Origin of the sequence: Longimicrobium sp. (assembly GCF_036399255.1) — a bacterium.
In the GTDB taxonomy this organism is placed as follows: domain Bacteria; phylum Gemmatimonadota; class Gemmatimonadetes; order Longimicrobiales; family Longimicrobiaceae; genus Longimicrobium.
In genome coordinates, this window is the sequence record NZ_DASWNM010000123.1 from 1 (window position 1) to 21394 (window position 21394).

At 70.2% G+C, this 21394-nt stretch carries 18 protein-coding genes; 12 read left to right on the forward strand and 6 right to left on the reverse strand.

Annotated elements, in window-relative coordinates; translation table 11 throughout:
* Positions 1–588 precede the first annotated feature (588 nt).
* The 6 genes from VGC13_RS22855 to VGC13_RS22880 all read right to left on the reverse strand — a co-directional run bounded on the left by VGC13_RS22855 (position 589) and on the right by VGC13_RS22880 (position 7458).
* Positions 589–1026 (reverse strand): MaoC family dehydratase, encoded by a 438-nt coding sequence (locus VGC13_RS22855; RefSeq protein ID WP_331127615.1) that lies wholly within the window; start codon positions 1024–1026, stop codon positions 589–591.
* Positions 1027–1184: 158 nt separating this feature from the next.
* Positions 1185–2693: a sodium/proline symporter gene (locus tag VGC13_RS22860; RefSeq protein ID WP_331127616.1), complete on the reverse strand. Its 1509-nt coding sequence runs from the start codon at positions 2691–2693 to the stop codon at positions 1185–1187.
* Positions 2693–3205, reverse strand: a complete 513-nt coding sequence (locus VGC13_RS22865) for a hypothetical protein (RefSeq protein ID WP_331127617.1) — start codon at positions 3203–3205, stop codon at positions 2693–2695. The genes VGC13_RS22860 and VGC13_RS22865 overlap by 1 nt, the downstream gene beginning before the upstream one ends.
* Complete coding sequence (locus tag VGC13_RS22870; protein WP_331127618.1) at positions 3205–5004, reverse strand: AMP-dependent synthetase/ligase; 1800 nt, start codon at positions 5002–5004, stop codon at positions 3205–3207. The genes VGC13_RS22865 and VGC13_RS22870 overlap by 1 nt, the downstream gene beginning before the upstream one ends.
* Positions 4997–6058, reverse strand: a complete 1062-nt coding sequence (locus VGC13_RS22875; protein ID WP_331127619.1) for a ketoacyl-ACP synthase III — start codon at positions 6056–6058, stop codon at positions 4997–4999. The genes VGC13_RS22870 and VGC13_RS22875 overlap by 8 nt, the downstream gene beginning before the upstream one ends.
* 362 nt (positions 6059–6420) lie before the next feature.
* On the reverse strand, positions 6421–7458 hold the full coding sequence (locus tag VGC13_RS22880) for a LacI family DNA-binding transcriptional regulator (protein ID WP_331127620.1): 1038 nt from the start codon (positions 7456–7458) through the stop codon (positions 6421–6423).
* A gap of 296 nt (positions 7459–7754) precedes the next feature.
* On the opposite strand from VGC13_RS22880, the gene VGC13_RS22885 reads away from it, so the two are divergent.
* The 12 genes from VGC13_RS22885 (at position 7755) to VGC13_RS22940 (ending at position 21322) form a co-directional block, all read left to right on the forward strand.
* Positions 7755–8558, forward strand: coding sequence for a lipoate--protein ligase family protein (locus VGC13_RS22885; protein WP_331127621.1), 804 nt, complete (start codon positions 7755–7757; stop codon positions 8556–8558).
* Between the two features lie 65 nt (positions 8559–8623).
* Positions 8624–10264 carry an ABC transporter substrate-binding protein gene (locus VGC13_RS22890; RefSeq protein WP_331127622.1) on the forward strand — a complete coding sequence of 547 codons (1641 nt, stop codon included), beginning with the start codon at positions 8624–8626 and terminating at the stop codon, positions 10262–10264.
* A gap of 133 nt (positions 10265–10397) precedes the next feature.
* Positions 10398–12062, forward strand: coding sequence for an ABC transporter substrate-binding protein (locus VGC13_RS22895; RefSeq protein WP_331127623.1), 1665 nt, complete (start codon positions 10398–10400; stop codon positions 12060–12062).
* Between the two features lie 16 nt (positions 12063–12078).
* The gene (locus tag VGC13_RS22900) at positions 12079–13806 is read left to right on the forward strand and encodes an ABC transporter substrate-binding protein (protein WP_331127624.1); all 1728 of its coding nucleotides are present in this window, start codon (positions 12079–12081) and stop codon (positions 13804–13806) included.
* A 1-nt stretch (position 13807) separates the two neighbouring features.
* A complete protein-coding gene (locus tag VGC13_RS22905; protein WP_331127625.1) occupies positions 13808–14794 on the forward strand; it encodes an ABC transporter permease in 987 nt (328 codons plus the stop codon).
* A gap of 6 nt (positions 14795–14800) precedes the next feature.
* Complete coding sequence (gene opp4C, locus VGC13_RS22910; protein WP_331127626.1) at positions 14801–15964, forward strand: oligopeptide ABC transporter permease; 1164 nt, start codon at positions 14801–14803, stop codon at positions 15962–15964.
* A gap of 1 nt (position 15965) precedes the next feature.
* A complete protein-coding gene (locus VGC13_RS22915) occupies positions 15966–16688 on the forward strand; it encodes a Uma2 family endonuclease (RefSeq protein ID WP_331127627.1) in 723 nt (240 codons plus the stop codon).
* Positions 16685–17308: a Uma2 family endonuclease gene (locus VGC13_RS22920; RefSeq protein ID WP_331127628.1), complete on the forward strand. Its 624-nt coding sequence runs from the start codon at positions 16685–16687 to the stop codon at positions 17306–17308. The genes VGC13_RS22915 and VGC13_RS22920 overlap by 4 nt, the downstream gene beginning before the upstream one ends.
* A complete protein-coding gene (locus VGC13_RS22925) occupies positions 17305–18477 on the forward strand; it encodes an ABC transporter ATP-binding protein (RefSeq protein ID WP_331127629.1) in 1173 nt (390 codons plus the stop codon). Before VGC13_RS22920 ends, VGC13_RS22925 begins: the two co-directional genes overlap by 4 nt.
* Before the next feature lie 248 nt (positions 18478–18725).
* Complete coding sequence (locus tag VGC13_RS22930) at positions 18726–19760, forward strand: dipeptide ABC transporter ATP-binding protein (protein WP_349264254.1); 1035 nt, start codon at positions 18726–18728, stop codon at positions 19758–19760.
* A gap of 683 nt (positions 19761–20443) precedes the next feature.
* Complete coding sequence (locus tag VGC13_RS22935; RefSeq protein ID WP_331127631.1) at positions 20444–20569, forward strand: hypothetical protein; 126 nt, start codon at positions 20444–20446, stop codon at positions 20567–20569.
* Positions 20570–20785: 216 nt separating this feature from the next.
* Complete coding sequence (locus VGC13_RS22940; RefSeq protein WP_331127632.1) at positions 20786–21322, forward strand: hypothetical protein; 537 nt, start codon at positions 20786–20788, stop codon at positions 21320–21322.
* Positions 21323–21394 lie beyond the last annotated feature (72 nt).

Here is a 21394-nt window from a genome sequence, read left to right on the forward strand (position 1 = left end):
CCACCGCCAGCCCCCGACCCCAACCTCCCCCAGCAGTTTTGGGGGAGGTGGGCGAGTCATGCGAGCCCGGAGGGGGCGCCCGCCCCTCGCGCCCAGCCCTGCCGAAGCGCCCCGCAGGCCCGTGCCGAACTTCGGCGTCGCTCCCCAACCTTCGTCTCGCGTCACCCTCCCCCGCGCGGTTTGCGGGGGAGGGCCGGGGAGGGGGGGCGGCTCACCCTCTCGCGCCAGCCCTGCCGAGGCGCTCCACCGCCAGCCCCCACCCCAACCTCCCCCAGCAGTTTTGGGGAGGTGGGCGAGTAATGCGAGCCCGGAGGGGGCGCCCGCCGATCGCGCCCAGCCCTGCCGAAGCGCCCCGCTGCCCGTGCCGAACTTCGACCTCGCTCCCCACCTTCGTCTCGCACCACCCTCCCCCGCGCGGTTTGCGGGGGAGGGCCGGGAGGGGGGCGGCTCACCCTCCGCGCCAGCCCTGCCGAAGCGCCCCAACGCCAGCCCCCACCCCAACCTCCCCCAGCAGTTTTGGGGAAGGTGGGCGAGTAATGCGAGCCCGGAGGGGGCGCCCGCCCCTCGCGCCGAACCGTCGGGATCGCGTCAGGCCGCGGGCTCAGGGTCGTCGGGGACGCGCCCCTTCGGCGCGCGGACCACGGCTTCGCCTTCGATCACCAGGGTGCCGTCGTGCGTGTGGACGGTGGTCGCCAGGCGCACGGTGCGCTTGGGCATCAGCTCCACCACCTCCACCCGCGCCGTCACCGTGTCGCCGATCTTTACCGGGCCGGTAAAGGACAGGGTCTGCGACAGGTAGATGGTGCCGGGCCCGGGCAGCTTCATCGCCAGCACGGTGCTGATGAACGACGCCGACAGCATCCCGTGCGCGATGCGCCCTCCAAAGCGGCTGGCCTCGGCCCACACCTGGTCCACGTGCGCCGGGTTCAGGTCGCCCGTGATCCCCGCGAACAGCACCACGTCCGTCTCGGTGACGGTTTTGGTGAACTCCGCCGACTGGCCGACTTCGATCTGCGCCTGTGTCATCCGTCGCCGTGTGGAAGTGCCGAGTGCGAAGTGCCGAGTTCCGAGCACCTGGGCTCAAGTGCCTGAGATTCCGGGATTTGGCTTACGTTTCAGCGCGAACTGCCGCGTTTGCTAATACGTAGCAGCGGCCGGGCGCGTGAAGAGCCGAAGCCCCTTCCTCACACCGACATCACCAGCTTCACGTCGCCGTCCAGCTGCGCCGCGGCGCGGGCGCGGGTCATCCACGAGACGACGAAGAAGACCAGGATCGACAGCACCAGCGACAGGCCGCTCACCGTGACGCCCGTGGGGAACTTGTAGGCGTTGAAGTACGACAGCGTCTCGAAGAACAGCGTGATCACCAGGCCGGTGCTGATGGAGGCGATGGCGCCTTCCCTGGTGGCGCCCTCCCAGTTCAGGCCGATGGCGAGCGCGGGCACCAGCGTGCTGGCGAACAGCCCCCAGCCAAAGATTCCCAGGAACGCCACCAGCGCGCCCGGCAGCAGCGCCAGGAACCCGGCCGCGATGGAGATGACCACCGTGCTGATGCGCCCCCAGCGCAGCTCGTTCTCCACCCGCCGCCCCAGCGCCACGGGAATGTCGTGGGTGATGGCCGCGGCGCCGATGTTCATGAAGCTGTTCACGGTGCTCATGATGGCCGCCGCCACGCCGCTGAAGACGAGGCCGGCCAGCAGCACGGGGGTGTAGCGCAGCAGAAAGAACGGCGTCGCGTCGTCCGGGTTGGCCAGCGGCTGCATCTGCCCGCCCGCCACCAGCGCCTTGACCGCCACGCCCACGCCAAAGTAGAGGAGCATGGTCACCAGCAGCGCCGCGGTCACCAGCAGCGGGTACCACTTCAGCTTTCGCGGGTCACGCAGCATGTAGAACTTGTGGATCACGTGCGGCTGCCCCATCGAGCCCACACCGAACACGAAGAACAGCGACAGCGCCGCCACCGCGCCCATCTTGCCGAACGGGCCCATGAACGCCGCGTCGTTCTCCAGGATGGTCCGCGAGATGGCGCCCATCCCGCCGCCCACCTTGAGCGTGTAGATGAAGACGAGGACGGACGCCACCGCCATCAGCGACCCCTGGAACATGTCCGTGTAGACGCCCGCGAGAATGCCGCCCGCCACCGAGTAGCCCAGCACGATGGCCATCCCGATCCACACGCCCCAGGTGAGCCCCGTGCCGAAGATGGCGTCGATGACGAGGCCCAGCGCCAGGATGTTGGTGGCCATGTAGCCGATGACGGCGATCAGGATGGCGACCGCCGAAAGCCCCTGCGCCGCGGGCGAGCGGTACCGCGCCCCGATGGCGTCGGGGACGGTGATCAGCCCGCGCACCTCGCCCAGCAGCCGCATCCGCTTGGCCAGCGCCCAGCTGGTCATGGACGACGTCACCGAGGCGGGAAGGATGAGGAACATGGCCCCCAGCCCCGCCGTGTAGACCAGCGCCGGCCCGCCGATGAAGGCGAACCCGCTGAGCGTGGCGCTCATGGCCGCCAGCGTGAGCGCCGCCAGCCCGATCCCCTCGCCCGCGACGAAGAAGTCGTTCGCCGTCCTGGTCTGCCGCGTGGCCCACCACCCGATGGCGCCCACGATGACGAAGTAGACGACCGCCACCGCGATGATCGTCGGCTGGGCCAGGCGCGGCAGCTCGCCGGTCTGCATCATCCCCAGCGCCATCACGCCACCACCTCCGCCGGCTCCGGCTTCGCGGTCACGATGGGATGTGCGGACGCCGGCTGCTGCGCGGCCTGCCAGGCGCGGGCGGCCTCGCGGACGCGCGCCAGGTCCGCTTCGCTCAGCGTCATGTCCTCGAAGGTCAGGGCGTAGGCGATGGGAAGCACCAGCAGCGGCAGAATGCCGATCCCCAGCAGCACGATGGCCGCGCCGGCCGGCAGCCCCAGGAACAGCTGCGGGTTCGCCGCGTCGGGCGCGGGCATCATCAGCACCGCCGCGAACCCACCCGCCACGATCAGGAACACCAGGGCAAAGGGCAGCTTCAGCCGGCCGATCCCCGTGTCGGCCCGCGCCGCGCCCAGCGCCGACGCGGCCACCATCACGGTCGCCGTGCCGATTCCCAGCGCCCAGGGCGACCACCCCGGCGGATCACCGGGAAGAAAGGCGGATGCGTACGCCGCCGCGCAGGCCAGCGTCCCCAGGAACAGGGCCAGGAGAGAGTTGCGTCGCGCCATCAGTGTTCCTGGTAAAGGGCGTCCAGCCGGTCGCGGTGCCGCTCGGCGATGACCGTGCGGCGCAGCTTGAGGGTGGGGGTCAGGTCGTCGCCGTCGAACGGCAGGGGGAGGATGGCGAACCGCCGCACCCGCTCCGGGTTCGACAGCCCCGCGTTCACGCGGTCCACCGCCGCCTGGATGGACCGGTACAGCCGCGGGTCGTCGGCCACGGAGGGATCGTCCGGATCCGCCGCGTGCTCGCCAGCCCACGCCTCCAGCGCCGGCCGCGCGGGGACGATCAGGGCCGATACGAAGTGCCGCCCCTCGCCGTACAGCATGGCCTGGTGAATCCACGGGTCGCCCGCCAGCGCGGCCTCGATGGGGAGCGGCGCGACCTTCTTGCCGCTGCTCAGCGCGATCAGCTCCTTCTTGCGCCCCTGCACCCGCAGCGCCCCGTCGTCGCCCAGCGATCCCAGGTCACCCGTGCGCAGCCACGTGCCGTCAGCCGTGAACGCGCCGCGCGTCTCCGCCGGCCGCCCGTGGTAGCCGCTGAAGGTCAGGGCGCCGCGGCGGATGAGGATCTCGCCGTCCTCCGCGACGCGCATCTCCGTCCCCACCATGGGCGGGCCGGCGTTGTCCAGCGCGTAGGCGTCGGGGCGGTTGAAGGCGGCGCACAGGTGCTCGGTAAGGCCGTATCCGCCCAGCACCGTCACCCCCAGCGCGTCCAGGTACTCGGCCACGTGCAGCGGCAGCGTGGCGCCGCCGCTGGTCGCGAGCCGCATGTGGCCGCCGAACATCCCCCGCGCCCGCTCCAGCAGCGACGCGCCGATCTGCGCCCACTCGCGCTCCAGCTCCGCCGGCACGGACTCGCCCGCGCGGCGCAGGCGCGAGCGCTCGCGGCCCAGGAACAGCGTGCGCTCCCACTGGACGCGCTCCCCGTCCACCGCCGCGGCCTGCTCGCGCCGCAGCGCGTCCGCCGCCTTTTCGTAAAAGCGCGGCAGTCCGCCAAAGATCGTCGGGCGAAAGTCGCGCGCGGCCTCCCACATGCGCCCGTGGTCCGCCACCAGCCCCGCCTCCATCCCGACGAGGATGCGGGTGTGCAGGCCGAAGATGCGTTCCGCGGCGTGGCAGAAGGGGAGGAACGAGAGGGCGGTGTCGCCGTGGCGAAATCCCAGCGTGTCGCGAATGGAGGCGGCCGAGGCCAGCACGTAGCGGTGCGAGAGCGTGGCGCCCTTGGGCTCGCCCGTGCTGCCGGAGGTGTAGATGAGGATGGCGGCGTCGTCCGCCCGCGCGCCGTGCGTCCGCTCCGCCAGCTCGTGCCCGATCTCCGGCAGCGCCGCCAGCGCCGACGAGCCCGAGGCGATCCACTCCGCCCACGACAGCACGTCCATCTCGCCGTCCGCCTGCGTGGCGACCACGATGCGCAGGTGCGGCAGCTCGTGGCGCACCGCACGCACCTTCTCCAGCTGCGCGTCGGTGTCCACGACGACCGCCACCGCGCCGCAGTCCGCCAGCACCTGCCGCACCTGCCCCGGCGCGCTGGTGGGATAGACGCCCACGGACACGCCGCCCGCCATCATCACCCCCAGGTCCGCCACCGGCCACTCCACGCCGTTGCCGGCCAGGACCGCCACGTGCTCGCCCGGGCGCAGCCCCGCGGCCACCAGCGCCGCCGCGAACGAGCGGGAAAGGCCGGCCCATTCGCGCCAGGTCAGCGTCTCGTCGCGCGCGGCGCCGCCGGCGGCCAGCAGGCGCAGCGCCGGCCGGTCGCCGTCCGCGCGGACGCGCTCCAGGAAGATGGAGACGGCCGTATCAGCCATGCCCGTTCCCCTCCCCCGCCCCCTCACGAGAACCGTGGGCGGAGCCGGGAGATCCGTTCCGCGTCCAGCGCAGCGCCACGCACCCCATCGACAGCCCCGCGCCCGAGCCGGTGAGGACCACCAGGTCGCCGGGGTGCAGGCGCCCGGCGCGCGCGGCGTCGTCCAGCGCCATCGGCAGGCAGGCGGATCCCGTATATCCCCACTTGCCCATCACCGTGTGCGCCTTGTCCATCGGCTCACCCAGGCGGCCCATCACCTCCACGATGGTGGATCGGTTCACCTGCGTCCAAAGCCACAGGTCCACGTCCTCCACCTTGGACCCCACTCTGTCCAACACCGAGCGGACGATGCGGGGCCAGCCTTCCTCGTTGACCTCTTTGGGATACTTGCGGACGAAGCGCAGCCGGTTGCGTACTCCGCTCCGCAGCACGTCGGGGTCGATGGGCTCCGCCGTGCCGCCGGCGAACACGCCCATCCCGTCGCTGAACGACCCGTCCGCCGCCAGCTCCGAAGCCAGGATCCCCTCCTGCTCCGATGCTTCGAGCACGATCGCCCCCGCCCCGTCCGCGAAGATGGTCACCGTCTTCTTGTCCGCCTTGTCCAGGAACTTGCTCATCGCGTAGACCGCCACGACGAGGACGCGCTGATATCGCTCGTCCGCGCGCAGGTACTTCCACGCCACGTCCAGCGCCGTGGCGAACCCGGCGCAGGCGCTGTTTACGTCGAAGGTGCCCGCGTCCGCCCGCATCCCCAGCCGCCCGTGCAGCACCGACGCCGTCGACGGCGACACGTACTCCGGCGTGTCGGTGGAGACGATGAGAAGGTCCACGTCGCCCGCGCCGATCCCCGCGTCCTCCATCGCCCGCCGCGCCGCCTGCTCCGCCAGGTCCGCGGTGGACTGGTCGTCCGCGCACCAGCGCCGCTCGCCGATTCCCAGCGTGTTGCGGACGAAGTCGTCCACGTCCTCACCCAGCGCGGCGCTGAGTTCCGCGTTGGTGACGACCCGCTCGGGGACGTAGCTGCCGGTTCCGGTGATGACGGCGTGACGGGACACAGTGCGTGAGTGCGTGAGTGCGTGAGTGCGTGAGTGCGTGAGTGCGTGAGTGCGTGAGTGCGAAAGTGCGAAAGTGCGAAAGTGCGTGAGTGCGTGAGTGCGAAAGTCGGAAACCAACCGGGATCCGTCTGCGTCGGCGGGGGCCCTCACCCGCTCGCTCAGGCTCGCACCCTCTCCCGCAAGCGGGAGAGGTTTAAACTTCACAAAAACCTGCGGGGCGCTTCCGCGAACCCAGACGAAGCGCAGCCCCGCGCCGTTTGCGGCGCTTCCCGCTTTTCCAGCCGCGGGTTCACCCGCCCGGGACAATCCCAGCCGAAGCACCCCCCGTTGCTGGCTGTAACCTGTCCCCTATTCCCTATTCCCTATTCCCTATTCCCTGCTCTTCCCGACGTCCCCCGCACCACCAGCTTCACCGGCAGGGGCTTTCCAGGCCTCGGAACCCACGTATCGTCCTCCAGCTGCTTCAGCAGCAGGCGGGCGGCGCGGGCGCCCAGCTCGCGGGCGGGGACGCGGATGGTGGTCAGCTCGGGGGTGAGCACGCGGGCCAGCTCCACGTCGTCGCAGCCCACGATCGACATCTCCCCCGGCACCGCTACCCCGGCCGTCAGGCAGGCCTTGAGCGCCCCCGCCGCCAGCAGGTCCACCGCGCAGAAGCAGGCGGTGGGGCGCTGGGCAGAAGGGAGGGCCAGCAGCGACCGCATGGCCTGCAGCCCGCCGGTCACCGTGGGCGGCACGCGCCGCAGCCGCTCGGAGGGCAGCGCGATCCCCGCCTCGCGCAGCGCCTGGAAGAACCCGCGCTCCCGCATCCGCAGCCCGTGCACGTCCGTGGCGGGGCCCGCAAAGGCCAGCCGCGTGTGCCCCAGCGACAGCAGGTGCTCCGCCGCCAGCCGGCCGGCGCCCAGCGCGTCGCTGGCCACGCCCGGCCACCGCTCCGACGGCTCGTCCACCAGCACCACCTTCACGTCGTCGAGCGCGCCCTCCTGCAGCGCCAGCGCGCCGAACCCGTCCAGGATGATCCCGTCCACCTGCCGGGCCCGCAGCGCGTCCAGGTGCCGCTGGGGCGGAACCTCGCGCACGTCGCCGGGGAGCACCGCGTACCCCGCCTCGGCCGCCACCCGCTGCACGCCCGTCACCACGTCCAGGAAGAACGGGTTGCTCAGGTCCGGCACCATCACCCCGATGGCGTACGACTTTCGCTGCACCAGCCCGCGGGCCAGGATGTTGGGCCGGTATCCCAGCTCCCCCGCCGCCCGCACCACCCGCTCCCGCGTCTGCGCCGACACCCGGGCCCGCGGGTTCCCCCCCAGCACCAGCGACACGGTCGCCTGAGAGACGCCCGCCCGTCGGGCTACGTCGTGCGTCGTCGCGGGGCGGGTGGAGTCGGGCCGGTGGGTTCGCATGATGATACGTATTAGCTAATACGTATTGGCACCGCGCGCAAGAGTCTTGTTCAGACCGTGGACGAAACCCGGGGCGCCGCCTGGCTGCTCGGAAATTGCCAGCGCGGTGCACGTGCCGCCGAACCACCGCGCTCGGCTACCCAACCTCCCCCGGCAGTTTCGGGGGAGGTGCGAGCCCAGGCGAGCGGAGGGGGCGCCGCGGGTGGCGCTGAACCGGCTCCCGGGCAGGTGCTTCCAATCCCCCAACCCTCGTCCGCCTTGACGCGCGCACGGTCCACGCTCTAATCTCGGCACACATGCAGCCACAAACGCCGGACGAGCCCACGCGCTGGCGCCTGATCGACACGCCGCCCGCGCCGGGTGCCTGGAACATGGCGGTCGACGAGGCGCTGGCCGATTCCGTCCGCCAGGGCGGCGCGCCCGTGCTGCGCGTCTACCGCTGGAATCCGCCCTGCCTGTCGCTGGGCCGCAACCAGCCGTCCGACGGGTACGACCGCGACGAGATCGGCCGCCGTGGGATCGGCGTCGTGCGCCGCCCCACCGGCGGGCGCGCCGTGCTCCACCACCGCGAGCTTACCTATTCCGTCGCCGCGCGGGATGACGAGCTCGGCACGCCGCGGCAGGCGTACGCCGCCATCAACCGCGCCCTGGTCGCCGGCCTGCGCCGCCTGGGGGTGGATGCGCGGCTGCAGCCCGCGGGGACGGAGCGCGCGCCGCTCCCCTCGCTGGCCCCCTGCTTCGAGCAGCCCGTGGAGGGCGAGGTCACCGCCGGCGGCCGCAAGCTGGTGGGGAGCGCGCAGCGGCGCGAGGACGGGGTGATGCTGCAGCACGGCTCGCTCCCCCTCCACGACGACCAGTCCGCCGTGCCGGGGCTCATGCTCCCCGGCTTCGCCCCCTCGACGGCCGAGCCGCCCGCCACGCTGGCGGCGCTGCTGGGGCGCGAGCCGGGGTGGGACGCGCTGGTGGATGCGCTGGCGGAGGGATGGACGGAAGTGGTGGGCGGCGTGCTGGAGCGGGGGGAGATGACGGGGGAGGAAGCGGCGCGCGCGAAGGCCCGCCGGGCGCGGTACGAAGACCCGGCATGGACTTGGCATCGTTAGGCGCGCCCTGGGGGCCGGCGGTTCTGCGCCGGCGGCTACGCACCGACCATTGGGGAGGGGGAGGAATGAACGCATCCATCGCCAGGCGCCTGCTGACGGCCGTCTGTGCCGCGGGGCTCGCCGCCTGCGGCGGGGGAGACGGCGGGGGCGCGGCGGACCGCGGCAAGGCCGGAGAGAAGGGCGGCACCCCGGTGGAGGGGGGCACCGTCGCCATCGACATGCTGGCCGACTTCCAGGCCTTCAACCCCGTCACCAACACGCACCTGACCACCGACGACGTGGTCAAGCACATGCTGTTCACCCCCCTCATCCAGTACGACGCCAAGCTGCAGCCCGTCCCCTGGCTGGCCGAGCGGTGGGAGCTTACGGACAGCGCCGTCACCTTCTTTCTGCGCCGCGACGTCATGTGGCACGACGGCAAGCCCGTCACCGCCGAGGACGTGAAGTTCACCTTCGACATGGCCAAGGACCCGGCCACCGCGTCGCTGCTGGGCTCCGCGTACATGAACATGGTAAAGGACGCCACGGTGGTCGATCCGCACACGGTGCGCTTCTCCTTCGTCGCGCCGCACGCGCAGGCGCTGGACGGGTTCTGGTGGCCGCCGCTGCCGAAGCACCTGCTGGGCAGCGTGCCCGCCGCCGAGCTGGGGCGGCACCCGTACAACCGGCAGCCCGTGGGAAGCGGGCCGTTCCTCTTCAAGGAGTGGCGCGCCAACCAGTCGGCCACCTTCGAGGCCAACCCCAACTTTCCCGCCGCGCTGGGCGGGCGCCCCAACCTGGACCGCGTGGTGTTCCGCGTGACACCCGAGGCTACCACCATGGTCACGGAGCTCATCAACGGCACCGCCGACATGATCGGCTACACCCTGCTGCCGGACCAGGCCGCGCAGATCAAGAACCAGAACTCGGTGGAGCTGCGCCACTACCCGTCGCGCGAGTTCACCTTCTTCGCCTGGAACAACACGCGCCCGCTCTTCGCCGACGCGCGGGTGCGCCGGGCGATGACCATGGGGATCAACCGGCAGCAGGTCATCGACGGCCTGCTGCAGGGCTTCGGCGTGCCGGCCAGCGGGATGATCCCGCCGTGGAGCCCCATGTACACCGAGCTGGCGCCGCTGGCGTACGATCCCAACGGGGCCAAGGCGCTCCTTCAGCAGGCCGGCTTCGCCGACGCCAACGGCGACGGGATCCTGGAAAAGGGCGGGCAGCCCCTGCGCTTTACGCTCACCATCAACTCCAGCAACCGCCTGCACGCCGACATCGCGCAGGTCGTTCAGCAGCAGCTGCGGCAGGTGGGGGTCGACGTGCAGATCCAGCCGCAGGAGTTCCAGTCCATGCTGCAGCGCTACAAGGCGCGCGAGTACGACGCGGTGCTCGCCAACTGGACGCTGGACACGTTCAAGGTCGATCCGTCGCCGCTCTTCAGCTGCGCGCAGGCCAAGGTCGCCAACTCGGCCAACCGCACCGGCTACTGCAACCCGCGGGCGGACGCGCTGATGGAGCAGGGGCTGCGCACCACCGACGCCGCGCAGGCCAGGGGGATCTGGGCGCAGTACAGCCAGGTCCTGCACCAGGACCAGCCCATCACCTTCCTGTACTGGTTCGAGGACATGGCCGGCGTGGGCCCGCGCCCGCGCAACGTCGAGACCGACGCGCGCAGCAAGATCGTAAACATCCGGGACTGGTGGATTCCGCAGAAGCGGTAGCGGCAGACGGAACCGGCGCCGCGGCAGGCAGGTACATCGTGGGATGGGCCCCGCCCGGCGGGGCTCGTTTCGCGTGTTTTTACGGACCGCCGCCGGCCGTCCGCCGACCCCCTGATGCACCCGGATTTCAGTCATGAGGATCAGGCACCTTTCCCTGCTGGCGCTCTCCCTGCTGGCCGCCTGCGGCGGCGGCGGCGACGCCCCCGCCAAGGGGGGCGCGCAGAAGCGCGCCGCCAACGAGCCGGACGTTCCCGAGGCGCAGCGCTACGGCGGCACCATCGTGCTGGGCTCCATCGGGGCCATCCCCGACATGAACCCGCTCACCAGCTCGGACCACACGGGCAACCAGGTGCAGCAGTTCGTGCTGTTCATGCCGCTGATCACCTACGACGAGAAGTTCGAGCCGGTGCCCTGGCTGGCCCGCTCGTGGGAGGTGAACGCCGACACCAGCGAGCTCACCTTTCACCTGCGCAACGATGTCTTCTGGCACGACGGAAAGAAGACGACGGCGTACGACGTGAAGTACTCGTACGACATGGCCCGCAACCCGGAGACGCTGTTCCCCAACACCGCCTTCTGGACGCACTACGCCGACGCCACGGTGGTGGACTCGTTCACGGTCAAGATCGGCATGCGGCCGCACGCCGACTTCATGGACCCGTGGCGCTCCTTTGCCCCCGTACCCCGGCACGTGCTGGAGGGAACGGCGCCCTCGGCCATGAAGACGCACCCGTTCGGCACCAAAAGCCCGCTGGGCAACGGGCCGTTCAAGTTCGTGGAGCACCTGCCGGGGCAGCGCTGGGTGTTCGCCGCCAACGAGAACTTCCCCAGGGAGCTGGGCGGGCGCCCGTACGCCGACCGGCTGGTGTACCGCATCATCCCCGAGCCGACGACGCTCATGGCCGAGCTGCTGCGGGGAAACCTGGACTACTACATCGCCCCCACGGCCGACCAGGCGCAGGAGATCGAGGCCTCGCCCGTGGCGCGCATCGTCTCCTTTCCCGACCGCCAGTTCCTGATGGTGGGATGGAACGAGAAGCGCGAGATGTTCCAGGACGCGCGGGTGCGGCGGGCGCTCACCATGGGGCTGGACCGCGAGGGGATCGTGCGGGCGGTGCGGCGCGGCTACGGGTCGCTGGGCAACACCACCATTCCGCCCATCTTCTGGAACCACGACGCCACGGCGGGCGCCGAGCTCAAGCACGACACGGCCGGGGCCAAGCGGCTGCTGGCGGAGGCCGGGTGGCAGGACCGCAACGGCGACGGCATCCTCGAGAACGCGAAGGGGCAGCCGTTCCGGTTCACCATCATCACCAACCAGGGGAACCGCGAGCGCGAGGACATCATCGTCATCGTGCAGAGCCAGCTGCGAAAGCTGGGCATCGACGTGCGCACCCAGCTGATGGAGTGGGGAAGCATGCTCGACAAGATCCAGGACGTGGAGAACCGCGACTACGACGCCGTGCTCATCGCCTGGGTGACGGAGTTCCGCATCGACGACGCCAACCTGTTCCACTGCGACAAGCGCGACGAGCCCTACCAGTGGGTGTCGTACTGCAACCCGCAGACGGACCGGCTGCTGGACACCCTTCCCACCATCGTGGACCGCAACGCCTCGCGGCCGGTGTGGAACCAGTACCAGCGCCAGATCGCGCAGGACCAGCCGTACACCATTCTGTACTTCACGCAGCGCCTGGAGGGCGTGCACGAGCGCCTGCGCAACGTGAACCCCGACGCGCGCGGCGACTGGGTGAACGCGCGGCAGTGGTACCTGAATCCCAACATGCGCAACCGCTGACACACGGACGGACCGGATGAACGCACGGGGATGGGAGAAGGGGGCGGCCCGCCGCCGCATGGGCGTGCTGGCGCTGCTGGCGCTGGCCGCCTGCGGCGACGGCGACCGCGGCGGCGGCGAGCGCCCGGCCGGCAAGGCCGCGGACGCCGACACGCCGCGCCAGGGCGGCACCGCCGTGGTGGCCGAGCTGAGCGACATCTCCCTGGCCCACCCCCTGTTCTTCGAGGGCGGCGTGGACGAGGGGCTCATGGACATCATGTTCATGTCCCTGACCCGCGGCGACTGGAAGGACGGGCGGCTGCACTACCTGCTCAGCGACCAGTCGCCCATGGCGCTGGCGTGGAACTACGAGTACACGGGCGCCGACAGCACGGCGCTGCGCTACCGCATGCGCAGCGGCCTCAGGTGGTCCGACGGGCGGCCCATCACCGCGCACGACGTGGTGTGGACCTACCGGATGTACGCCGACACCACGGCCACCTCGCCGCGCCAGTCCAACGTGGCCGACATCGACTCGGTGGTGGCCGAGAACGACTCCGTGGTCACCTTTCACTTCAAGCGCCGCTACCCCGAGATGCTGTTCGACTCGGGGATGATGATCGCGCCGCGCCACGCCCACGAGGGGGTGGCGCCCCCCGCGCTGCGCACGCACACTACGGTCACCCGCCCCGAGACGCTGCCGGTGAGCGGGCCCTTCAGGGTGGGGTCGCAGCGGCCGGGGCAGGAGTTCACCCTGGTCCCCAACCCGCACTTCAGCGTGAAGCCGCGGCTGGACCGCATCGTGTTCCGGGTGATCCCCGACATCACCACCCGGCTGGTGGAGCTGCAGAACGGAACGGTGCACTTTGCCCGCTCCGTTCCCTTCGACCAGGTCCCCCTGCTGCGCCAGCGGGCACCGGACCTGCAATTCGACCGCGAGCAGGACCGGTTCTGGGAGTTCATCGCCTACAACCCGCGCACCGTGCCGCAGTTCGCCGATCCCGAGATCCGCCGGGCGCTGGGAATGGCGATGGACGTGCCGGGGATGATCCGGCAGCTGCGGATGGACGACTACACCACCGTGGCCGCCGGGCCGTACTCGCCCCTGTTCAAGGAACTGTACGACCCGCAGCGCATGCGGCCGCTGGCGTTCGACTCGGCGGGGGCAAAGCGGATCCTGGAGGGGAAGGGGTGGCGCGACACCGACGGCGACGGCATCCGCGAAAAGGACGGAAAGCCCTTCCGCTTTACGCTGATCACCAACACCGGCAACCAGCGCCGGGCCGACGTGTCGCAGATCCTGCAGCGCATGTGGCGCGACGTGGGCGTGGACGTGCGGCTGCAGCAGTACGACCTGGGCACCTTCCAGGAAAAGATGATCCGCGAGCGCGACTACCAGGCCGCGCTGGGCAGCTGGGGGGTGGAGCTGACCCCCAACTTTACCGGCATCTGGGGCGAAAAGAGCCTGCTCAACGTGGTGGACTACCGCAACCCCGAGGTCACCCGGCTGATGGCCCAGGCCGAGGCGCAGCCCACCGCCGCGCTGGCCAACCCGCTGTGGCGCGCCGCCGCGGAGCGGATCGTGCAGGACCAGCCCTACACCTGGCTCTACTACTACGACCCGGTCACCGGCCGCAGCAGCCGGCTGCGCGGGGTGGACGTGGACACCTACGGCGCGTACCAGAACGCCTGGGAGTGGTGGGTAACCGGCGGGCCCGCGGGGGGCGCCCGGGCCGACACGGCACAGAGGGACACGGGACGGTGAGATGATCGGCTACCTGCTGCGGCGGCTCCTGGGCGCCATTCCCCTGCTCCTGGGGATCCTGACGCTCATCTTCTTCGTGATGCACCTGGCCCCGGGCGACCCCACGGACCGGATTTTCAGCAATCCCAACGTGAGCCCCGAGGTCATCGAGCAGATGCGCCGCAACCTGGGGCTCGACAAGCCGCTGCACGTGCAGTACGGCCGCTGGCTCTGGTCCTTCGTGCGGGGCGACTTCGGCTACTCGTTCGGGCAGATGCGCCCCATCAACGAGATCCTTCCCGTGGTGCTGTGGAACACGCTGCAGCTCACGCTGATCTCGCTGGTGGTGATCTTCGTGGTGGGCATGCTCATCGGCATCGTGCAGGCGGTGCGGCAGTACAGCCTGGCCGACAACGTGCTCACCTTCTTGGCGCTGTTCTTCTACTCGATGCCCAGCTTCTGGTTCGCCCTGATGCTCATCCTGATCTTCTCGCTGCGGGCGGGACAGGAAGGGTGGCCCCTCCAGTTCCCCGCCTCGGGGATGACGGGGATCGAGTACGAGTACATGGGCGCGGGGGGCAAGCTGCTGGACCGGGCGCGCCACCTGTTCCTTCCCGCGGTGGCGCTGGGCATCGGCTCGGCGGCGGGCGTCGCGCGGTACATGCGGGGCGCCATGCTCGAGGTCATCCACCAGGACTTCATCCGCACGGCCCGGGCAAAGGGGCTGTCGGAGCGCACGGTGATCTTCAAGCACGCGCTGCGCAACGCGCTCATCCCCATCATCACCCTGCTGGGGCTGTACCTGCCCTTCCTGCTTTCGGGCGCGGTGCTGGTGGAGACGATCTTCGCCTGGCCGGGGATGGGGCGCACCATCGTGGAGGCCATCCTGGCCCGCGACTACCCGCTGGTGATGGCCACCAGCTTCGTCATCGCGGCCATCGTGGTCTTCGGCAATCTGCTGTCGGACGTGCTGTACGCCGTGGTCGACCCCCGCATCCGGAACGAGTAGACAATGGTGCGCGCTTCTCCTGACGTAGAGTCCGTTCCGCCCGAGCCCATGCCGCCCGCCATGCCCCAGGGCGGCGGCGCGCCCGTCCGCGCCGGGGGCGCCGCATGGGCGCGCATCGTGATGCTGGCGCTGGCGTGGGGGTTCCTGTTCTCCATCGTCTACCTGTCGTGGGCCAAGATCCAGGGGATCCCCGGGATGCGGCGGGTGGGGGTGGACATCTACATCGCCCTGGCCACGCTGCTGGCGCTGGGCGCCGTGCTGCTGCGCTGGACCTGGCGCTCGGTGAGCCCCGCGCACCTGGCCCGCGGCCGGGTGCGGGGCGACAGCCAGTGGGCCATCGCGGCGCGGCACTTCAAGAAGAACCGGCTGGCCATCGCGGGGCTGCTGGTGATGATCCTGCTGTACGTCATCACCCTGGTCACCCCGCTCATCGCGCCGTTCGACCCGGCCGCGCAGGGCGACATCATCACCTCGCGCTACCTGCCGCCCAGCGCCGAGCACCTGATGGGCACCGACAAGTTCGGGCGCGACATCTTCAGCCGCGTGCTGTACGGCGCCCGCATCTCGCTTTCCATCGGCTTCGTGGCGGTGGGGATCAGCGTTACGCTGGGCACGCTGATCGGGGCGCTGGCCGGCTACTTCGGCGGGTGGGTGGATTCGGTGCTCATGCGCTTCACCGACATGATGCTGGCCTTCCCGCGCCTGGTGCTGCTCATCGTGGTGATCGCGGTGTTCGAGAACCAGAGCATCTGGCTGGTGGTGGTGGTGCTGGGGCTGACGGGGTGGATGGGAACGTCGCGCATCGTCCGCGGCGAAGTGCTGAGCCTGCGCGAGCGCGAGTTCGTGCAGGCCGCACGGGCGCTGGGAATGGGCGACTGGCGCATCATCGTGCGGCACGTGATCCCGAATACGATGGCGCCGGTGATCGTGTCGGCCACGCTGGGCATCGGCCTCACCATCCTCACGGAGGCGTCGCTCTCCTTCCTGGGCCTTGGGGTGCAGCCGCCCACCCCCAGCTGGGGGAACATGGTGTCGGACGGCCGCGACGCGCTGACGCAGGCGTGGTGGATCGCCACCTTCCCGGGCCTGGCCATCGTGCTGACGGTGGTGGCGTTCAACCTGCTGGGCGACGGCCTGCGCGACGCGCTGGACCCGCGCCTGCGGACGTGAGATGCTCTGGGGCACGCTGGACGACTGCGTAGCGCGGGCCGCGCCCGGTGTCTGGATTCCGCAGACGCCGGACGGGGTTCCGCTGGTCGACACCGGCGTGATGGCGGACGTGCTGGCGCTGTATCCCGACCTGCGGATGAGCTACGAGGAGTTCCTCACGCTGCCGCGCGAAGTGCACGGGGACTGGATCGACGGGCAGGTGGTGCTGAAGGGAGGGCAGCCGGGCCGGCACCAGCAGCTGCTGGGCCTCCTGATGTCGACGGTGCAGTGCTGGCTCGATGCGCACGACGCAGGGTATTCGCTGTTCAACTTCCAGATGCGCGCCGTTGCCGGCGGTCCTGGCCGGGAAGTGGAGTACCTGTGCCTCACGCATGAGCATTACCAGAAGCGCGTGCGCTCCACGTACGTCGACGGACCCGCGGACGTGGTGTTCGAGATCCTGAGCGATGCCACGCGGGAGCGGGACCTGCAGATGCGGGCGGAGTACGCGCTCGGCGGCGTGCCCGAGTACTGGATGATCGATCCGGAGCAGAAGTGGGTGGAGGTCTGCCGCCTGACGAGCGATGGGAGCTACGAGACGGCGTGCGACGGGAGCTCCGGGGTGCTGGAGAGCGAGGTTTTCCCGGGCCTCTGGCTCAGGACGGAATGGCTGCTGGAGGAACCCTCTCCCACCATCGGAACGGTACTTCGGGAGTGGGGACTGCTGCGGGGAGCCGCGGCATGAGCGAGGCGAGCACGATGATCGCGCAACTGGAGCACAAGCCGGACTGGATCAGCTTCGAGGACTTTCTGGCCTCGTACGACGGCGTTCGTGCGGAGTGGGTGGACGGGAAGGTGGAGGAGATGAGCCCGACGTCGGATCGGCATGCGGACATTTCGGACTTTCTGATCACGCTGCTGCGTGTACTGGTGGTTAGCACGGGCGCCGGGATCGTTCGCTCATCGCAGGTCGCCATGCGCATCGGCCGGGTGGCACGAGTGCCTGACCTGCTCTTTCTGAAAACCGAGCACGCGAACCGGCTGACGCCCAGCCACGTCCAGGGCGCGGTAGACCTCGCCATCGAGATCGTGAGCCCAGAAAGCCGGGAGCGTGACCGCAAGCAGAAGTTCCGCGAATACGAGCAGGCGGAGGTCGCGGAGTACTGGATCGTCGATCCGTTGCGAGAGACAGTGGAGCTGTACCGGCTGGACGAACAGCGGCGCTACGGCCTGGTTGCCGCGGAAGGGAACCCGCCGCGGCTCACCAGCACTGTGCTGCCGCAATTCTGGATTGATCCGCGCTGGCTGTGGAGCAGCCCCATGCCGGATCCAATGGTGGTATTCAGGGAATGGGGGCTGATTTGAAGGAACGGGACATCTCGGGGGCGGCGAGCCGCGACGCGGCGGGCGGGCCCATTCTGCAGGTGGAGAACCTGCGCACCTGGTTCACCACCGACGGCGGTGTGGCGCGCGCGGTGGACGGCGTGTCGTTCCACGTGAACCCCGGCGAAACGCTGGGCATCGTGGGCGAGTCGGGGAGCGGCAAGTCCGTCACCTCGCTGTCGGTGATGCGCCTGATCCCCCAGCCGCCGGGGAAGATCCAGGAGGGCTCGCGCATCCTGTTTCGCGGCGGCGGCGGCGAGATGGAAGACCTGGCGCAGGCCACCGAAGCGCGGATGCGGCAGATCCGCGGCAACGACATCGCCATGATCTTCCAGGAGCCCATGACCTCGCTGAACCCCGTGTTCACCGTGGGCGACCAGATCGTCGAGTCGCTGCGGCTGCACCAGGGGCTCAACAAGAAGCAGGCGCGCGACCGGGCCATCGAGATGCTGCAGCTGGTGGGCATTCCCATCCCGCACCAGCGGGTGGACGAGTACCCGCACCAGCTTTCCGGCGGCATGCGCCAGCGCGTGATGATCGCCATGGCGCTGGCCTGCGACCCCAAGCTGCTCATCGCCGACGAGCCCACGACGGCGCTGGACGTGACCATCCAGGCGCAGATCCTGGAGTTGCTGAACAAGCTGCAGTCGGAGCTGGGGATGTCCATCATCCTCATCACCCACGACCTGGGGGTGGTGGCCGAGACCTGTGACCGGGTGATCGTGATGTACGCGGGGCAGGTGTTCGAGGAGGGGCCCGTGGACGACGTCTTCCACAACCCGCAGAACCCGTACACCGAAGGGCTGCTGCGCTCCATGCCCAAGCTGGGCGGCGAGAAGACGCGGCTGGCGGTGATCCCGGGCGTGGTGCCTTCGCCGCTGAACTGGCCGGTGGGGTGCCGCTTTCACGACCGCTGCCCGTACGGCTGGGAAAAGACGGAGAAGGAGGCGCCGCCGCTGTTCGACATCGGGCCGGGGCGCAAGAACAAGTGCTGGCTGGTGAAGTATCCCGAGCGGCGCGAAGAGGTGCGGCGCGAGACGGGCGGCTTTACGCCGCAGGGCGCGCTGACGGGGACGGGGGCGGCCACGCCGCTGGCCGGCGACCCGGACCTGGCGCCCGGGGTGGACGCCGGCGGAGAGGGGGTGGCCTGATGCCGAACACGCCGGAGGGGCGCACCCCCGCGGGCGGGCACGGCGCGGCCGACGGGCAGCGCAGCGGCGGCGAGCGTCCGCACGCGGGCGCGGAGCCGCTGATCGGCGCCGGGGTGGAGCGCGCGGGCGCGGACCCGGAGCAGGTGGGCGCCGTGGGGCGCGCGGTGCACGCGGACCCGGGCGAGCGCGACGTGCCCCTGCCGCCCGCCAAGGGCGACAGCGACCTGCGCGGGCAGACGCCGGACGACATGGAGCCGCCGCCGGGCTCGCTGCTGGTGGTGCGCGGGCTCAAGAAGTACTTCCCCATCAAGAAGGGCTTCTTCAACAGCCACGTGGGCGACGTCAAGGCGGTGGACGGCGTGTCGTTCTTCCTGGGCAAGGGCGAGACGCTGGGGATGGTGGGCGAGTCGGGGTGCGGCAAGAGCACCACGGGGCGCGCCATCCTCAAGCTCATCGAGCCCACGGCGGGCTCGGCCGAGTTCGACGGGCGCAACATCTTCGACATGAGCAAGGACGAGCTGCGGCGCATGCGGCGCCGGGTGCAGATCGTCTTTCAGGACCCGTACAGCTCGCTGAACCCGCGCATGACCATCGCGGACATGCTGCGCGAGGTGCTGGCCATCCACAAGATCGCCACGGGGCAGAAGGCAAAGGACCGCATCGCCGAGCTGCTGCGCATCGTGGGGCTGCGGCCGGAGCACGCCATCCGCTACCCGCACGAGTTCAGCGGCGGGCAGCGCCAGCGCCTGGGGATCGCGCGGGCGCTGGCGGTGGAGCCGGAGCTCATCGTGTGCGACGAGCCGGTGTCGGCGCTGGACGTGTCGGTGCAGGCGCAGGTCATCAACCTGCTGCAGGACCTGCAGACGCAGTTCGGGCTGAGCTACCTGTTCATCGCCCACGACCTGTCGGTGGTGGAGCACATCAGCGACCGGGTGGCGGTGATGTACCTGGGGCGCATCGTGGAGCTGGCGGAAAGCGACGAGCTGTACCGCAACCCGCTGATGCCGTACACGCAGGCGCTGCTCTCGGCGGTGCCCATCCCCGACCCGCGGATCCGGCGCGAGCGCATCATGCTGCAGGGCGACGTGCCCTCGCCGGCCAACCCGCCGCCCGGCTGCCCGTTCCACCCGCGCTGCCACCATCCGCTCAAGGACGCGGACTGCGCGCAGATCGTTCCGCCCCTGGCCGACAAGGGCGGCGGCCACTTCGCCGCGTGCATCAAGGTGCCGCTGGGCGCGGGGCTGGACGGCAGGGTGCCGGGGGGCCTGCCGGTGCTGCAGTAGCGCACCCCGCAGAGCCGAGTAAACGAAGCGCGCGGTCCCGATGGGGCCGCGCGCTTTCTTTTCCCGGCCAAATCCTCCCCCCAGGACACACTGCCAAGCGCTCCTTTGGTCAAAAGGCTTGCGCGATGAAATTCGTCGATACATTCATGGTCAAACGTTCTGCTTCAAAAGGAGTGTCGCGCCATGGCGAGACTGATCTCACGACCAATGCTGGCCGTGGCCTGGACCGGCGTAGCTTCGGGATGTGCGTTGGGCGGAAAGGGCGGAGACCTGTCCTCGGGGCCCGCCGTCAGGGTGACCGTTCTCAATCCTTCGTACGCGCCCGTTTCCGTCTCTGTCTGCGGCCCCACGCAGTGCACCCCTCCACGGGAGATCGCGGGCGAGCGTCAGGCAGACTTCAGCTTCGATCCGTCTGGTGGCACGCGCGCGGTAGTCACCGCCAGCCGGGGCGACCGGGTAGTCGATCAACAGCCCGTCGATTTCCTACCCGGTCAGCGGTACCGGGTGGTGCTGGACGTTCCCTGATCCACGCCTCCAGCCACCCTCCTCCTCGATGCGGTGACCTCATGCTGAAGCCCTTGCATTGTCTCGCCCTCTTCTCAGTCGTGACCCTCTCGGCGGCCGCTCCCGTAACGTACTCGCCCGATCGGGGGCTGCACGAGGCTCGCCAACTTCGGCAGCGCGTGCTCCCGCTGGATCAGCCGGTCCTGGGGATCGCGGTTTCGGACGACGGGCAGAACATCTACGCCGTGCGCCACGATCCCGAGCCGGCCGTCCTGCGCTACACCGTTCCGGCGGCGGACCGGTAATCCGAATCTGCTCGTGACAAGCGGCTCGTCCAATCAACTGGGGCGGGCCGCGCGTGTGTGCGGAGGATGAGCCGGAAGCGACGCTGAAACTCTGGCGGCGATCCCCCGTATCACTCTCCGCGCCCGTAGCCGCGGATGCGTCACCCGCTTACTTTACGTGACCGCCCCGTCCGCTGGCCCCACTGACCTCATCCATCCTCCGCAGGAGCTTTTCCGATGAACGCTGCGTTCTCCGTGCGCCTTCCGCGCGTGTTTGCCCGTGTGCTGGCGCTGGCCGGCCTTTCCCTTGCCGCCGTGTCGGCGGACGTGTCGCAGGCGTCGGCGCAGCCCGGCCAGGACATGCCCGCGATCTTCAGCGACCCGGCGGTGGCCAACTACCGGCTCACCACCGCCAGCCTGGACAAGTTCGTGCGCGCCACCAACGCGCTCAAGCAGCTGGAGGGCGAGGAGTTCGACATTGAGGATCGCTTCGAGTCCGAGGACCCCGAGGACATGAACATCGCCGACATCGCCGCGGCGATGGACAGCGAGCCGCGCATCAAGAACGCCATCAACGGGGCCGGGATGAGCAGCCGCGAGTACATCACCTTCATCATGGCCATGGTGCAGGCGACCATTGGATCGGTGATGGTGCAGATGGGCGGCGAGCAGGCGCTGAACGACATGGCCCCCGGGGTGCTGAAGGACAACATCCGGTTCTTCACCCAGCACCGGGCCGCCTTCGAGGCGCTGGACATCGGCGACCGCAACTGACCGGCGCCGGATCGATCCTGATCCGCGGCAGATGCAACGGAGCGGCGGTGCGCAGGGTGCGCACCGCCGCTC